This is a genomic window from Xylanibacter oryzae DSM 17970 (assembly GCF_000585355.1).
Taxonomy (GTDB): Bacteria; Bacteroidota; Bacteroidia; order Bacteroidales; family Bacteroidaceae; genus Prevotella; species Prevotella oryzae.
In genome coordinates this window covers 1-17,298 of the sequence record NZ_KK073873.1, presented here as the reverse complement: position 1 = coordinate 17,298, position 17,298 = coordinate 1, and the positions used below count along the sequence as shown (strand labels likewise).

Sequence of the window (17,298 nt, the reverse complement as noted above, 5' to 3'; positions counted from 1 at the left end):
TTTTTGTTGAAACTAGAACTTTTCATTATGGAGATTGAGAAAAAACTATGTGTAATTTTGTTTTCATTAATATCACTTCAAAGCAATGCACAAATTCTGACTGTAAGACAGCAGCAAGACGATATAGACAGCCTATATAGCAAAATAGAAACTGTAATGCCCTATCCATTTCGATATATTAAAAGGGGGCAATTTGTACATATGGTAGATAGTCTAAAAAAATCCATTACCTCATCAAACGCTACTTCAAAATTTTATCTCAATATAGCTCAACTATTTGCTATGTTAAAGAATGGACATTTGTACATCGAAATACCTATTAATGAGAGACTTAAATATACTAATGAGGGTGGTAAGATAATGCCTGTAAGATTATACTTAGATCATGGAAATCTTATTGTAAATTTCCCATACCGAGATTGTGGCATTGCACGGGGAGATACGATAACTAGTATAAATGACGTATGCTCTAATGAAATTGTGAAAAAGCTTTATTCTCTGCAAGGTTCTGAAATCAATAATGATCTTAAAGATAAAGGAATGGAACAATATATAACGCCACTACTATGGTATATATATGGTTGGGGAGACGAATATAAATTCAGAATAAAGAACCATGGTTATATAAAAACGATTTATGCTTCAGGCGTTCCAAATCAAGAAGCTATAAAAATGATCAACACACATAAAGCTACAAACCGAGATTTCAGAGTGGATTATCTTGATAAAGACTCTGCAATAATGACAATACCAAATTTCTACCAAACAAAAGAATTGTCTGTCTTCTGTGATTCAGTTTTTAAGCAATTACGTGACAAAAAGATAAAACTTCTTTATATAAATGTAAGAGACAATTTGGGTGGAAAAAGTAGTAATGTAGAATTATTACTTTCCTATTTACGACACCCTGCTTATGATTCATTCAGAAAAGTAATTATCAGAGTAAGCAAAGAGACTATTATTTATTATAAACGTATGGATCAAGATATATACAACGAGATTAAAGATTTGCCTAATGGTAAATTCTTTGAGCTTAAGTCTGATAAGACCAAATCTAACAAGCATAACTCGAATATATTTAAGGGTAAAGTTATAGTACTTGCAAATTACAGGACTTATTCTGCGGCTTCTTATTTTGTACATATGATAGCTAAACATCATATAGGAAATGTAATCGGAACAACAGGGTGTCCTAGTGTATGTTCTGGAAATCCTATACAATATTCATTGCCTAATTCTCATTTAAATTGTTATATTCCTACAGGTTTATTTTGTGAATAAGAATATTATCCCATAACTGCTTTGCAATATTACTCTTTCGTTTTGACGAAATTATATATTAATTAATTTACGATGCATTGTTTGTGCATCGTAAAAGTTTTATAAGTTATTTTCGTTTTGCTTCCAATAAAGGTTTAAAACGTTGAATATCAGTACATTATGCTGAAGGCAAAATTAAAAGCAAATAAAATAAAAGAATTTTTTATCTGGACAGTCTTTTTGTGTATTGTAATAAATAACGGCATCAAAAAAGAATAATGACTAAGTGATAAAAGGGCTCTTTTAGATACTCTAAAGGAATGGTATTATGCTCTAATAACTACTCTTTTCAAACTTTCGACCTAGGTCAAACGATCGTGCGACCTAGGTCGAAAGTTCGTTTCACATTAATCGAAAGTTATAAAAGGATAACTTATACGATTTAATTTACATGCTGTCAGTATAAATTAGCTATGCTAAATTTACTGATCCATATAAATATTTTTCAAAACATCCACCGTTTTATATACAATAACACACAATTGCAACAAATCATGTATTCATATATAATATAAATAGACTATGTCAGAAAAGAATTTAATTTATTGATAATTACAGACCATAAAATTGCCTTCAGCCAAACACATTGGTAATCAGTGCTTTAAATCCACGCTGAAGGCAAAACGAGATTTAAAAATCATTATATTACGCTCAAATATCACAATAAAAAGGCTTATACTATCACGGCATTAATAAAAATCTCCATTTATATTTTTAATTATAAATGGAGATTTTCTACTATACTGTAATTTCATTATTCGCTTAAATACTGCTTTACAGTATCGCCTATCATTTCACCTCTTAATCCACGCTTTAGAATTTTACCATCAGGACCAAAGAGTATTATTTCAGGAATGCCTGAGATGCCATAAGCATCTGAACCTACATTCTGAGCATTATATATCTGTGGATATGCTATGCCAAGTTCTTGAATAGCCTTCTTTGTATCTTCCGGTTTATCCCATGTGGCAACACCTAGAACTTCAAATTTATCACCTTTATACTTGTTATATACATTAATGATGTTAGGAATTTCACCACGACATGGTCCACACCAACTTGCCCAGAAGTCTACAAGTACATATTTGCCTTTGCCTACATAGTCAGAAAGTTTTTGAGTTTTACCTTCGTACTCAACTGTGAAATCCTTGAACATTACACCTTCACCGGTCTGTTTCTCTACAGCCTTAATCTTTTCCTGATGTTCTTTCATTAAACGTTCTTGTTCTACTTTTTTCTTTAAAAGATTAGCTATACGACCTTTTTTTACGGATTCGCTTGCAGCATTCCAAGTACCCTCCACATCATCAAAGTATCTTGCCATATACATTATGCAACCTTCTTCGTTGTTATGCTTCTTAAGATATTCTTGAACAGCCGTATTTGTTTTATTAATCTCATCTCGGTATTCATTGTTTAATAGCGTAAATGCTTCTTTATCTTTTTCAGAAACTTTATTTTCGTCTTTAGGCAATTTCTGCCATGCATTCATAGCCTTATTTCTTTTCAATTCTATACTCTTCTGATAAGGAGTATAGAAATCATCAAATGCCCCCCACTGCTTATAAAATGATGATCCACTAAGTCTAAACTCGCCATTGCATACTAATAAGTTAGCCTTTTCGCCCGGTAAAAAGGGGAATTGCATATAAGCAGTGCAAATTGTACCATCATCCAAGACGGCCTGAATGCGTCCCTCACGAATATCATCAAGGTTCACACTATATGAAAACTTGCCATTCTTAACATCAACGGAATCGGTAGGTGTGCTACTAATCGAACCATTGGAATCTCCAATATAGATGTAATATTTTACATCATGAAGTCCTCTTAATACAGTGCCATCAATCTTGAATGTTTTACCGGCAAACGAATTAAAAGAAACACATAGCGCCATTGCTGTCAATGCAAATGGCATAATTGTCTTTAAAATTTTGTTCTTCATAAAATAAATGTTTTTCTTTATTTATAGGTTAGTTGTCTGAATCGCTGCTAAAATACAAAAAAATATTCGTATAAAGTTTTTTTTGCAACAGATATTTTAGATTGAATAAAATTTGTAATAAAAAAGCAAGATTTATCAATAAGAAAATAAAAAATCTGCTGTTGACAATGTCTTACAGCAGATTTTTAATTATATAATTTTATAAGTATGCTAAACTACAATATACCTCCTCCTATAGAGTTGGATAATATAACAAGGAATACGATTGCCGTAATTGTAACGTACAACCAATCTTTCTCGTGAGCAAAATCTATAAGCGAGAGTATTATTCGGGTTATTGGGGTAAGCATAAGCACCAAGACCCCTAACTGTATCCAGTTTCTAGCCTGAAAGTGTAGTAAGCCGGAGAATATACCGGATAATGTGGTCAGCGAAACCGGTTCTCCATGGAACTTCATATAATCAGGTACTGGCTCCGCACCATGGCGAATTAAGTAATATGAGCCACTAAGTATCGCAATACAACACGCTGTCATAACACCTACACGAAGTGTTGTGCCAATTAATTGTTGCATTTTCTTATTTTGTTGTATTATTTCCATATCGATTAAAACTTACCCATTATACCATTATATATCATATTTATTGCTACTAATAAGATAGCAAATACAAAGATTTTACGAAGTACCTTAACATTAAGTCGCTTCAATAATTTCGCACCAAATAGAGAACCTCCCAAGACTCCTATCATTATAGGGAATGCTATACCCGGGTCTATATATCCTCTTTGGAGATATACAACCGCTGAGGCAACGGCTGTTACACCGATCATAAAATTACTTGTTGTTGTACTTACCTTGAATGGCACTTTCATAGCAGCATCCATAGCCAATACTTTTAATGCTCCACTTCCGATACCTAACAGACCGGAAAGTATTCCAGCACTTAACATTACAGAGAATCCACCGAAAACATTGGTCAACTGATAACTTTTCTCTCCATCCTTGGTTGGATATGTGCCATACAGCTTAAGTTTCCTTGCCATATTACTGCCTACTACATTAACATGGTCTGTAGTGCGACGCTGTTGCATCAGAGCTGTGAATACAAGAACGGCGCCAAATATTACAGCTATAATATTTGTAGGCATCCAAAGCGCTATTATTGCACCTCCCACAGCACCGATCGTGGTTGCTATCTCTAAAAACATGCCAAGACGTATGTTAGTTATACCTTCTTTGACGTATGCACTCGCTGAACCTGATGATGTTGCTATTGATGCGATAAGTGCAGCACCTATTGCATAATGAAAATCAACATGAAAACAAAGAGTAAGAATTGGAATTACGACTACTCCGCCTCCTAATCCTGTAAGAGATCCCAAAAGACCGGCTAAAAAAGCCGAAATAATTAAAATGATGGTAAATGTTAATATTGTCATCCTCTATTTTTTGCTTGCAAAGGTACAACAAATTATTTTATCTCTGGGTTATTTTTAGCAACTCATAGAAGATATTAGTTATTTATAATCCTTTTAGCACTGATTTAACGGGTTTTTAGATTGAAAGCGTTAAACCATCTTAAAGGCATTGGACTCGTCTTTATAAATTAAAAGACAATAGTAAAAGCTTGCTACAGCTATTATAATATAATGTGATAATAAGAAAGACGGACGATACATCTAGATGTATCGTCCGTCTCAATATTTATTTCTACTACTCTCTAACTAAGATCCGAGAACTTTATTTTTTCTCAATACCCTTCTCGAACCAAAAACCTGTTGCGAACAAAAGTGCGCTCAAGCAACATACTAATGTTAATCCTGTCATAATCTTTTTCCTTTCTTAATTTTAAATTAAACATTTTATACTGAACCTCACGGTCTCATATTTTCCCTTAACAATCTCTTTTTTCCTTATCTAATAACTATTTGTTACCTTATATCCAATCTTTTACCTTGTAACTAACACCTTTATATTTATCTAGATGTTATTTCCTTTTGACAATGCAAAGGTACTACTATTTTCTTTTCGTGCAATATAATACGAATCTTATTCTTAAAAATGAGTGTATTATTGACCTATATCAATTTAACTGTGTACGGACACATATGCTTTATAACATAAAAAAGAGGGCTTTTAATATAAAGAAATAGTGCAATGTACTCTTGTAGAGTACATTGCACTATCTCATATAACTTCTATATCCGAAAATGTATTATTTCCAAACGGGAACAGTTTGTCCTCGTTTATAGTATGCCACTAATTTAATATCAAAAACTAAAGTACTGAATCCCGGAACTGCAGTACCATAACCGCTCATTCCGTATCCAAGCTGATATGGAATAATAACACTCCATTTATCACCTATATGCATATGCTGCAATGCTGTAGAAAATCCATCTATAACACCTGATACAGCCATCTTGGTAGGTATGCTTGTAGACTCATCATAACTATTTGTAGAATATGAGTTGTCAAATACATATCCTGTAGGGTAAGTGGTTGAAGGCATTCTCCATGCATAATAATGTGCGCGTACAGAATCAGTGTATAAAGGACATCCGGATCCTTTACCTGCTTCCTCTACATGAACAATAATTACACTATCACTTTTACTGCCAACAACAGAATCAGCCTGTGACCATATTGGATAAATTCTCCAGTCTGTACGTCCACTCTTTATTAATTGACGTACCGAATCTCTTATATGCGTAAAATAGGTTTCATTCCTTGGCTGCCAGTTAACATATTCATCTTCCTGACCAGAACTTTCTCCACAAGAAGCGAATCCTATTACAGCGAACAGCAATAATACCAGATATAGAAATTTATAATTCTTCATTTATTGTAGTTTTTTCAGAAGGCTTGCAATACTTACCTTATCTTCTATGATACCATTTAATTCTGAGATATTAACCCTCTCCTGCTCCATTGTATCACGGAATCGAAGTGTTACGGTATTATCTTTCAACGTGTCGTAGTCGACAGTTACGCAATAAGGAGTTCCAATTGCATCTTGACGGCGATAACGCTTGCCGATAGTGTCCTTCTCATCATAATGAGTATTGAAGTGGAACTTAAGTGCGTTTACGATTTCGCGTGCTTTCTCAGGCAGTCCGTCTTTCTTTACCAATGGCATTACGCACAATTTTACAGGTGCGAGTTCTGCAGGAAGCATTAATACTGTACGAGTCTCGCCGTTCTCTAATTGCTCTTCACAATAAGAATGACACATAATACTTAAGAACATACGGTCTACACCAATTGATGTCTCAATATCATACGGAGTATAACTCTCGTTAGTCTGCGGGTCAAAATATTTTATGCTATGACCTGAGAATTTTTCATGCTGGCTCAAGTCAAAGTCTGTACGAGAGTGGATACCCTCAACTTCCTTAAATCCAAACGGCATCTTAAATTCTATGTCTGTAGCTGCATTAGCATAATGTGCTAGTTTTTCGTGGTCATGGAAACGATAGTTTTCAGGACCAAATCCTAGAGCCTGATGCCACTTCATACGGGTCTCTTTCCATTTAGCAAACCATTCCATTTCTGTTCCTGGTTTTACGAAGAACTGCATCTCCATCTGTTCAAATTCTCTCATACGGAAAATAAACTGGCGGGCTACAATCTCGTTGCGGAATGCCTTACCTATCTGAGCGATACCAAATGGTATTTTCATACGGCCGGTCTTCTGAACATTAAGATAGTTTACAAAGATTCCCTGTGCTGTCTCAGGACGCAGATATATTTTATTTGTAGAATCTGACGCAGAACCCATCTCGGTTGAGAACATCAGATTGAACTGACGAACATCTGTCCAGTTCTTTGTTCCACTAATAGGGTCAACAATACCTTCATCCAGAATAATCTGTTTAAGAGCTTCCAAGTCAGGACCTTGCATGGCCTCTGTATAACGCTCGTGCAACGCATCGCGTTTCTGCTGATGCTCAATCACACGGGGATTAGTCTCACGGAATTTAGCTTCGTCAAAAGAATCGCCGAAACGTTTTTTAGCCTTAGCTACTTCCTTGTCTATCTTTTCTTCATACTTAGCTATTTGGTCTTCTATAAGATTATCTGCACGATAACGCTTTTTAGAATCACGGTTATCTATCAAAGGATCGTTGAAAGCGTCAACGTGTCCTGATGCCTTCCATATTGTAGGGTGCATAAAAATAGCAGAGTCTAGACCAACGATATTCTCGTGGAGCAAAACCATGCTCTTCCACCAATATTCTTTAATGTTGTTTTTTAGTTCTACACCGTTCTGACCATAGTCATACACAGCTGCTAACCCATCATAGATGTCACTACTAGGGAAAACAAACCCGTACTCTTTACAGTGCGAAACAATCTTCTTAAAAACATCTTCTTGTGCCATTTCTTTTGCTTATTTTTCGAATTTTGTGCAAAGATACGCCCTTTTTTCCAATTTTCTTCGTATATTTGCGTTAAAATAGAGTAATATGAGCGACGAAATTAAAGAAAACGACAATCTTGAGTCTAAAAATAGTGAAAACGAACCAGAGGGACACTCTGATTATACTCCGGTAAACAGATTTGACGCATCTGCCGTTCATCATCTTAGCGGCATGTATCAAAACTGGTTCTTGGATTATGCTTCATACGTAATCCTAGAACGTGCTGTACCGCATATAGAGGATGGCTTAAAGCCTGTACAGCGCCGCATCATGCATTCTATGAAAAGAATGGACGATGGGCGATATAATAAAGTGGCAAATATCGTTGGGCACACTATGCAGTTTCACCCTCATGGAGATGCGTCTATAGGTGATGCATTGGTACAATTAGGGCAGAAAGACTTACTTGTAGACTGCCAGGGTAACTGGGGTAATATCCTTACCGGAGACCGTGCCGCAGCATCTCGTTATATAGAGGCCCGTCTTTCTAAATTTGCGCTTGACACTGTATTTAATCCTAAGACAACAGAATGGCAACAAAGTTACGATGGGCGCAACAAAGAGCCTATCACTCTACCTGTAAAGTTCCCTTTACTACTTGCACAGGGTGCTGAGGGTATTGCTGTTGGATTATCGTCTAAGATTCTACCTCATAATTTCAACGAGATTTGCGATGCTGCCATAAGTTATCTACATGGTGAGGAGTTTCAATTATTTCCTGATTTTCCTACCGGTGGAAGTATTGATGTCAGCAAGTATAACGACGGACAAAGAGGTGGAGTAATAAAGGTTCGTGCCAAGATAGAGAAACTTGACAACAAAACACTTGTAATAAAAGAGATTCCTTTTGGAAAAACCACAACGACCCTTATTGATTCTATTATTAAAGCCATTGAGAAAGGTAAGATCAAGGCTCGTAAGGTAGATGATAACACAGCTGCCAACGTAGAAATTCAGGTGCATTTGGCTCCGGGTGTATCATCAGACAAGACAATAGATGCACTGTACGCTTTCTCTGACTGTGAAGTTAATATATCGCCAAACTGTTGTGTGATTGAAGACAACCGCCCAAAGTTCCTTAACGTAAGTGATGTTTTGCGTAATAGCGTAGACCGTACGATGGGACTATTACGCAAAGAACTTGAAATACGTAAAAGCGAATTGTTGGAACAGTTGCATTTTTCATCTCTTGAAAAAATATTCATTGAAGAAAGAATATACAAAGACAAAAAATTCGAGCAGGCTGAGAATATGAATGCGGCTTGTGAACACATAGACGAGCGCCTTACGCCTTTTTACCCACAGTTTGTACGTGAGGTAACAAGAGATGACATTCTTAAACTTATGGAGATCAAGATGGCTCGCATCCTCAAGTTTAATAAAGAAAAAGCAGACGAACTTATAGCACGTATCAAAGAAGAGATAGCAGGTATAGACCGCGACCTTAATAATATGGTTGAAGTTGCTGCCAACTGGTTCAAATACATAAAAGAAAAATATGGAAAAGATCACAAGCGCTTGACCGAGATTAAGAACTTTGATACCATTGTTGCAACAAAAGTAGCAGAAGCAAACGAAAAACTTTACATCAACCGTGCCGAAGGATTTGTTGGTACAGGAATGAAAAAAGATGAATATGTATCCAACTGCTCTGATATTGATGATATAATCATATTCTATAAAGATGGAAAATACAAGGTCATAAAGGTTGCTGACAAGATATTTGTTGGCAAAAACATCATACATGTAGCAGTATTCAAGAAGAATGACAAGCGTACTATATATAATGTGGTATATAGAGATGGTAAGCGTGGTGCTTACTTCATCAAGCGATTCAATGTTACGAGTATGACCCGAGATAAGGATTATGACATAACACAAGGCACAGAGGGTTCACGAATCATATATTTCACAGCTAACCCTAATGGCGAAGCCGAAGTGATAAAAGTTACACTAGATCCTAACCCGAAACTTAAAAAGATTATCTTTGACAAGGATTTCTCTGAAGTAATTATCAAGGGACGTGCCAGCAAAGGCAATCTGCTAACGAAGAACCCGGTTCACCGCATTGGTTTAAAAAGCAGGGGACACAGTACATTGGGAGGACGCAAGGTTTGGTTTGATCCGGACATAAACAGACTAAACTATGACGTTCGCGGACGCTTCCTCGGTGAGTTTAACGATGAAGACCGGATATTGGTCATACTCAAGAATGGAGATTTCTATATTACCAACTTTGACATCAACAATCACTATGAGGACAATATACAGGTGATAGAGAAGTTTGATGCTGAAAAAGTTTGGAGTGCAGTGTTGTATGATGCAGACCAAAACAAATATCCTTATGTTAAGCGATTCTTAATGGAGGCTACTTCGCGCAAACAGAATTACATTGGCGAGAATCCAGACAGTAATCTGGTACTACTTACCGGACAAGTTTATCCACGTATACTCGTAACATTCGGAGGAGTGGACGCATTCCGAGACCCTCTCGAAATAGATGTAGAACAATTCATATCAGTAAAAGGATTTAAGGCCAAAGGAAAACGACTCACTACCTTTGCTGTTGAAAAGATAGAAGAGTTGGAGCCAACAAGATTTCCAGAGCCTGAAGAAAAGTCTGATGAAGAAGATACTGATTCACTGGCCGAAGACGAGAACGAAGATAATCTGGATCCTGATGCGGGGAAGTCTACAACACAAATAATAGACGAGATAACAGGTCAACTAAATCTCTTCACGGATGAAGATAAATAACAAAATATTTAAAACATGTATGGTGGCATTGGTATTTATATCATTGCCACGTACTGTTTTTGCACAAAAGTGTGATACGATACCGGATAATGAAATCACCACTAGTGTAAAGATGCTTGGAATAGGTGCAACAAATGTTCTTGATACATATATCTCGCCTGAGAAATACACAGGCAGGGAGATCCGTTTCATATCTTTGGTAAATAAGATTAAGATTGGAAGCAGATGGTCTACAATGATGATAAATCAGGGTGATGTATCTTACACCAAAAACCGATCTTCTGATGGAGACGAGATTGCAGGAATGTATAATTTTGCATACGGATACCATTATAATTGGACTCTATGCTCTGGAGCACTGCGATTACAGGCAGGAGGGCTAGCCGACTTAAATATAGGATTCATATATAATACGCGTAGCGGTAACAATCCTGCTCAAGCCAGATGCTACCTGAATATTACCCCATCAGGATCTGCTGAATATGATATTCATATACATAATCGTATATACATGCTACGCTACTCATTGCAGCTACCGCTTGTAGGAGTAATGTTCAGTCCTAATTACGGACAGTCATACTATGAAATTTTCTCTAAAGGGAATTACGACCACAACATAGTACCGACTACATTCATGAGCACTCCATCTTTCAGACAAATGCTAACTGTTGATTTCAACATCTGTCACACTACCCTGCGTGTGGGATATTTGGGCGATTATCAGCAGTCTAAAGTCAATAACCTAAAAACGCATATCTATACCAACTCAATAGTAATAGGTGTAGTAAAACGGTTCCAAATTTTTAGAATAAGAAGATGAAATATCTCATATCCTTTATATTATGTCTACTTGCCTTTACATCATGTGTTGACGAAGAGCAGTACTCAGACACCCCACGTGGCAATTTCGAAGCTCTTTGGAAAATCATGGATCAGCACTATTGTTTCTTTGATTATAAGAAACAGGTCTACGGACTAGACTGGAACAGCATTTATGACAAGTACAAAGTAAGAATATATGATGGAATGAACGACGACCGCTTATTTGAAGTATTGGGCGATATGCTTGGCGAGTTGCGCGACGGTCATGTCAATATGTATTCATCATCAAATGTAGCACGCAACTGGTCATTTCAAGAAGACTATCCATCTAACTTCATTGACACCCTGCAAAGAGCATATATAGGTACAAATTACAGAATGACATGTGGAATAAAATATACCATTCTGGATGACAATATAGGCTATATGTATATTGGTACAATGGAAAACAGTATTGGCAGCGGCAATATAGACGACATCCTTTCGTACTTCGAATTATGTAACGGAATAATAATAGATGTAAGAGAAAACGGAGGCGGACTGATAGACAATGCAGAAATATTGGCTTCGCATTTCACGAACAAAGAACTTCTGGTAGGATACATGCAACATAAGACAGGTACCGGGCATAGCGACTTTTCAGCAATGCAAGAACAGGTTTTAAAGCCATCAAGCGGATTGCGTTGGCAGAAATCAGCAGTAGTACTTACCAATCGTAAAGTATATAGTGCCACAAACGAATTTGTCAAGTACATGAAGTGCTGTGACAAGGTAAGTATCGTAGGCGACAGGACTGGAGGTGGTGCAGGTCTGCCATTAAATAGTGAGATACCTAACGGTTGGAATATACGCTTCTCTGCATGTCCAATGTACGACAAAGATAAACAGAGCACAGAGTTTGGCATTGATCCTGACTACAAAGTTGACATCAACAAAACTGATTTTTTGCGCAATAAAGATACTATCATCGAATATGCGAGATCACTAATACTTAAAGGTAAGTACAAATAATCTCAAAATTATTTGGAGATATGCGAGAAAACCCTTACCTTTGCAACCGCAAATGCGCTTGTGGCGAAATTGGTAGACGCGCTAGACTTAGGATCTAGTGTTTCACGACGTGTAGGTTCGAGTCCTATCAGGCGCACAAAATAAAATGCGAATCATTATATAAATGATTCGCATTTTTTATTTTGTCTCTTTTTCCAAGATTTTGCCGGATCCTTTTATGGTATAAGTTACCACTTCAGATAACCGTATTTATCTTTATACCACAACTGCCATGCATTAAATAGATTCTGCCATATAGCATATACTCCTGGTGCTACAGATGCTACCGGATTAAGGAATGTTATTGTAAGCCATAGGCCTACAGCAGTATTTTTCTGACCCAATGCCTGACCTGCACTAATACTGTCTCCATAATGTTTACCTACATATTTACCTATGGCAAAAAGCATGAAAGTAACAAATAATGGTAAGATAAGCAAAAGAGTAAGTACCCACCCTGATACAGTAGACTTGAGAATATTTGCTATCGTTATACCTGACAATATAGATAGATTGACTCCCCATAGATAAAATGCTAGATTCTTGCGTTCCTTAACCTTTGCGGCAAAAGAAGGTGCAAACCTTCTGGTTAGTAACGCTAGACATAATGGAAGGACAAGCACTACAAGCACCCTACGAAGCAACATACTGAACGCTGTGAGAAATGAAAGGTCTGCATTTTTTTCTACTAACGGGAAAAATAATGGTATTATTATAGAAGTAACTATATTCGCTATTATAGTATATATGGTAAGCGAAGCTATACTTCCGCCCAATTTCTCTGTTATCACAGGAGCTGCGGCAGCTGTTGGACAGATAACACAAATAAATACGCCCTCTAATATAAGTTTTAGATTAGCATCATGAGCTATACTTATAAAAAACACTAGTATCCCCGATAGCGTGATACGTATGCCCTGCAATACGAAATGCCATTTACGGGGACGCATATCCTTAATCTGTATCTTGCAGAACGTAACATAAAGCATTATAAATAATACATATGGTATAATATGCACAATTATAGGACCTAAAATATTACCCGACGGAACCAAAAAAGGAATCTTTACGAATAGAAGATAAACCACAGCGCCGATTAACAATGACGACGGCAACGTCCACTTTTTAAGAAACGATATTATACCCATGTATATATATTTTGACTGCAAAAGTACTAACTTTTGAGCTATTTTCCGTAACTTTGCACTCGTTTTGCAATAATGCATAACATTTTTAACAATTAATTTATGTACAAAACAATTTCAAGTAGGTGCAGTTCCCTGAAGTTCAAACACTTCGGACACAAGGGATACTCTCTCTTCTCTTGTCTTGGCAAAGAGGTTCTTATCGGAACTCTTAGCGTGGCTACTTTAAGTCATGCTAAAGCGGAAAGTGTAAGCACACAACCGGTTAAGAAAGATTCTTTATCAATGGCAGGCAGCAAAGAGGTAATGCTCGATGAGGTGAATATCACCGGGTCGAGGGCACCAATGACTGCATTACAGTCAGCCAAAATCGTTTCTGTCATAACACGCGACGATATCAATCGTGCGCAGGCAGAGAGTGTAAATGACCTACTAAAAATGGCCACAGGCGTAGATGTCCGTCAGCGCGGTGGCTTTGGTGTTCAGACGGATATTAGTATCAACGGCGGCACGTTCGACCAAATAACCATTCTATTGAATGGTATTAACATCAGCAATCCACAAACTGGTCATAACGCAGCCGACTTCCCTGTAAATCTTAATGATATCGAACGAATAGAGGTACTAGAAGGTGCTTCTGCACGCTTATTCGGTTCATCAGCATTCAATGGTGCTATTAACATCGTTACACGGTCTGACAGACAAAGTGATGTACGTATCAATGCTGAAGGCGGTTCGTTCGGTTCTGTTGGAGGTGGAGCCAGTGTAGCTCTTGCCGGAAAGAATGTACACAATCAGATCAGTAGCGGTTATATGCGCAGTGACGGTGGTTCGGATAACAGCGACTTCAAGAAGTGGCATGGGTTCTACCAAGGTGATCTGGCATCTCACTACATCAACCTGAACTGGCAATTTGGTTTAAGTAGTCAGGATTATGGTGCCAATACTTTCTACTCAGCAAAATATTCTAACCAATACGAAGAGACACGCCGTATTATTGCCTCTGTAAGCGGAGACATCCACAATCTTCCTGCAGGACTTGTCATTACCCCTACTGTATATTGGAACCGAAGCACAGACCACTATCAATTGATACGTTTCATGGAGGGTGATAAAGCAGGCGAGAATTATCATAGGGATGATGTTTACGGAGCAAGCGTAAATGCCCATATATCCTGGTTGCTTGGTACAACAGCCATCGGTGCTGATATTAGGAAAGAACATATATACAGTACTGCCTTAGGCGAACTAATGGGTCAGTCGCAATGGAAAAGCATTCACGGCACAGAACGTATGTATAACCATGAAGGTGAACGTACCAACAATAGTGTTTTTATGGAGCATGATGTGGTACTTGATAAGTTCACGCTGTCTGCCGGAATTCTTGCCAACAAAAATACTGCACTTAGTGGTGGTTTGCGTTTCTATCCTGGTATAGATATATCATACCGTCCAAACTATAATTGGAAATTGTATGCCTCATGGAACAAGGCTTTGCGTATGCCGACCTTCACTGACTTATACATGAGTAATGTGATACAGCAGGGCGACACAAAGCTAAATCCTGAAAAAAATGATACCTACAAGATAGGTACAAGATATCGTTGCAAAGGCATAGAGGCTATTTTGAGTGGCTTTTACAGTAGAGGCAAAGACATGATCGATTGGGTGTTTGAAAGTAACACATCAACAAAATATCATGCTATGAATATAGGCACCCTTAACAATATCGGATACTCTGCAGATATCACGTTAAATATTCCTGAACTTATATGCGAGACTTCATACATCACTAAGCTGAAATTTGGCTATGCATATATACATCAGAATCACGACACTGACCAGCCAATATACAAATCTCTATATGCATTGGAATACCTGAAGAATAAATTTACGGCCGAAGCAGACCACAGGATATTCAGCAAATTGAGTGCTGCATGGTATATACGCTGGCAGCAGCGTATGAATGGATACAGTCCTTATACAAAGATAGACTGCAAGGTGCAATGGACAGAACCGAAATATGACCTTTATGTGAAGATGGACAACATAACCAACCATAGATACTATGATCTGGGAGGTGTGTTACAACCGGGCTTCTGGATAATGGTAGGAGGTAATCTGAAAATAGACCTATAACAAAACAGAAAGGACAGACTTATAAAGCCTGTCCTTTTACATTTTTATAGACCAAAATCTAAGAATTTATTTTTTCAATTTGAACGAATTCTCAATACTAATCATTTCATCTTGGAATTCTTTATCTACCTTAATCCTCTTCTCTATAAGGTTACAACTATGTACCACAGTTGAGTGATCTCTTCCACCAACTAGTTTACCGATACGTGAAGCAGGCATCTTGGTATATTTCTGGGCCAGATACATAGAAACCTGTCTGGCTATAACAAACTCATGTTTGCGACTCTTTGTGAACACATTAGTCTGTGTTACATTAAAGTGTGAACATACACGTTCAAGTATATCATCTACAGTAAGAGGATGATTATCTAGTTTCACTGCTCGTTTAATGACCCTCTCAGCCAGTCTCATATCAATGTTACTGTTATATACCACAGAATAAGCCAACAGAGAATTGATCACTCCCTCCAAATCACGAACACTACCATTTGCCGTTTCAGCAATAAACTGTATTACATTTCTCGGTATAGTAAGTCCGTCACGGCGAATCTTACAATTCAATATATCAACACACAACTGCACATTAGGTTTTTCCAACTCAGCTATAAGTCCACACTTGAAACGCGTAAGAAGACGCTCGTTCATTCCCTGCAACTCTACAGGAGGACGGTCACTGGCAAGAATAATACGTTTGCCATTCCTGAACAGATGATTAAAGATATGGAAGAATGTATCCTGCGTCTTGGTGGCAGTCATCCATTCCTGAATATCATCTACTATCAAAGCATCAATAGTCTGATAGAAATTAATAAAATCGTTCGTGCGGTTTTGTCTTACAGAGTCTGTGTATTGCACCTGAAATAGACGAGCACTTACATAAAGCACACGTTTTTCTGGATACATCTCTTTTATTTTAACGCCGATCGCATTAATAAGATGCGTTTTACCACATCCAGACGGCCCATAAAGGAAAAGAGGGTTAAATGTATTCTTATTAGGATGTTCTGCAATAGACAATCCGATGCTTCTAGGCATCTTATTACTGTCACCCTCAATGTAATTTTTAAATGTTTGATGCACATTAAGCTGTGAATCAATCTGCTGAGGAGTCGCAGAATCAAGGGCACTCGGCGAACGGTTTACATTTTCAGTCTTCTTTGGTTCATCAATAACAGCAGGCTGTTCTGCCTCTACTTCTTGTGATATGTTATTAGTCATATCAGTAAGTACGCGATACCTCAACTGAATTCCGTCACCAAAATAAAAATTAAGAACCTTGGTAAGCAAATCAACATAGTTTTCCTCCAAGTACTCATATACAAAGTTACTTGGAAGCCTCAACGTTAGCGTCTTATCCTTCTGTGAGAAGGAATCAAAAGCAATCGTCTTGAACCATGCCTTATATTGCGATTCTGAAACATTCTGTCTTATCTTTTGAAGACATTCGCTCCAGAGAATTTTTGGGTTACCAACCATTCTTAAATTAATATTTTACCGTTATGAAATTATTTATAACATATCCTAATCAAAGAATAAATAGAGGCTAAAAGTCTTAGACACTTTTTATGTGTCTATCAAAACTTTTAAATCATCTGTTATTCTTAGCCTAAGGTTATATGTTCAATTTGCAAAATTAGGATTCTTTTTCGAAAAAAACAAATCCTTAAATTTATGAACCATATGCACAATTTACG

The 17,298-nt window shown here is 37.2% G+C and carries 12 protein-coding genes and 1 tRNA gene; 6 read left to right on the top strand and 7 right to left on the bottom strand.

The features are described 5' to 3' along the window. The first annotated feature begins 6 nt into the window (after positions 1–6). Entirely contained in the window at positions 7–1,281 is a 1,275-nt protein-coding gene (locus XYLOR_RS00065; RefSeq protein ID WP_154655631.1) for a S41 family peptidase, read from the top strand. A gap of 793 nt (positions 1,282–2,074) precedes the next feature. Here the strand turns inward: XYLOR_RS00065 and XYLOR_RS13165 are convergent. The 5 genes from XYLOR_RS13165 to XYLOR_RS00040 all read right to left on the bottom strand — a co-directional run bounded on the left by XYLOR_RS13165 (position 2,075) and on the right by XYLOR_RS00040 (position 7,651). Next, complete coding sequence (locus tag XYLOR_RS13165) at positions 2,075–3,265, bottom strand: TlpA disulfide reductase family protein (RefSeq protein WP_084608485.1); 1,191 nt, start codon at positions 3,263–3,265, stop codon at positions 2,075–2,077. Positions 3,266–3,480: 215 nt separating this feature from the next. Beyond that, entirely contained in the window at positions 3,481–3,867 is a 387-nt protein-coding gene (locus XYLOR_RS00055; RefSeq protein ID WP_036875842.1) for a DUF1634 domain-containing protein, read from the bottom strand. 5 nt (positions 3,868–3,872) lie between these two features. Then, positions 3,873–4,706, bottom strand: coding sequence for a sulfite exporter TauE/SafE family protein (locus XYLOR_RS00050; RefSeq protein WP_036875840.1), 834 nt, complete (start codon positions 4,704–4,706; stop codon positions 3,873–3,875). A 776-nt stretch (positions 4,707–5,482) separates the two neighbouring features. Further along, positions 5,483–6,109 (bottom strand): BamJ family beta-barrel-assembly machinery protein, encoded by a 627-nt coding sequence (gene bamJ / locus XYLOR_RS00045; protein ID WP_036875838.1) that lies wholly within the window; start codon positions 6,107–6,109, stop codon positions 5,483–5,485. After that, positions 6,110–7,651 (bottom strand): glycine--tRNA ligase, encoded by a 1,542-nt coding sequence (locus XYLOR_RS00040; protein WP_036875836.1) that lies wholly within the window; start codon positions 7,649–7,651, stop codon positions 6,110–6,112. A gap of 85 nt (positions 7,652–7,736) precedes the next feature. Between XYLOR_RS00040 and XYLOR_RS00035 the strand changes: the two genes are divergently transcribed. The 4 genes from XYLOR_RS00035 to XYLOR_RS00020 all read left to right on the top strand — a co-directional run bounded on the left by XYLOR_RS00035 (position 7,737) and on the right by XYLOR_RS00020 (position 12,417). Continuing rightward, positions 7,737–10,448 carry a DNA gyrase/topoisomerase IV subunit A gene (locus XYLOR_RS00035; protein ID WP_036875835.1) on the top strand — a complete coding sequence of 904 codons (2,712 nt, stop codon included), beginning with the start codon at positions 7,737–7,739 and terminating at the stop codon, positions 10,446–10,448. Further along, positions 10,435–11,268 (top strand): DUF3316 domain-containing protein, encoded by an 834-nt coding sequence (locus tag XYLOR_RS00030; protein ID WP_084608484.1) that lies wholly within the window; start codon positions 10,435–10,437, stop codon positions 11,266–11,268. The genes XYLOR_RS00035 and XYLOR_RS00030 overlap by 14 nt, the downstream gene beginning before the upstream one ends. Next, positions 11,265–12,281, top strand: a complete 1,017-nt coding sequence (locus XYLOR_RS00025; RefSeq protein ID WP_036875834.1) for a S41 family peptidase — start codon at positions 11,265–11,267, stop codon at positions 12,279–12,281. Before XYLOR_RS00030 ends, XYLOR_RS00025 begins: the two co-directional genes overlap by 4 nt. 54 nt (positions 12,282–12,335) lie before the next feature. After that, positions 12,336–12,417 (top strand) — tRNA-Leu (locus tag XYLOR_RS00020). A 91-nt stretch (positions 12,418–12,508) separates the two neighbouring features. Here XYLOR_RS00020 and XYLOR_RS00015 read toward each other — a convergent pair. Next, positions 12,509–13,468, bottom strand: a complete 960-nt coding sequence (locus XYLOR_RS00015) for a transporter (protein WP_036875833.1) — start codon at positions 13,466–13,468, stop codon at positions 12,509–12,511. A gap of 99 nt (positions 13,469–13,567) precedes the next feature. Here XYLOR_RS00015 and XYLOR_RS00010 point away from each other — a divergent pair, with 99 nt between their 5' ends. Continuing rightward, positions 13,568–15,604 (top strand): TonB-dependent receptor plug domain-containing protein, encoded by a 2,037-nt coding sequence (locus tag XYLOR_RS00010; RefSeq protein ID WP_036875832.1) that lies wholly within the window; start codon positions 13,568–13,570, stop codon positions 15,602–15,604. Between the two features lie 66 nt (positions 15,605–15,670). On the opposite strand, the gene dnaA is transcribed toward XYLOR_RS00010, so the two are convergent. Next, the gene (gene dnaA / locus XYLOR_RS00005) at positions 15,671–17,080 is read right to left on the bottom strand and encodes a chromosomal replication initiator protein DnaA (protein ID WP_036875830.1); all 1,410 of its coding nucleotides are present in this window, start codon (positions 17,078–17,080) and stop codon (positions 15,671–15,673) included. Positions 17,081–17,298: the final 218 nt, after the last annotated feature.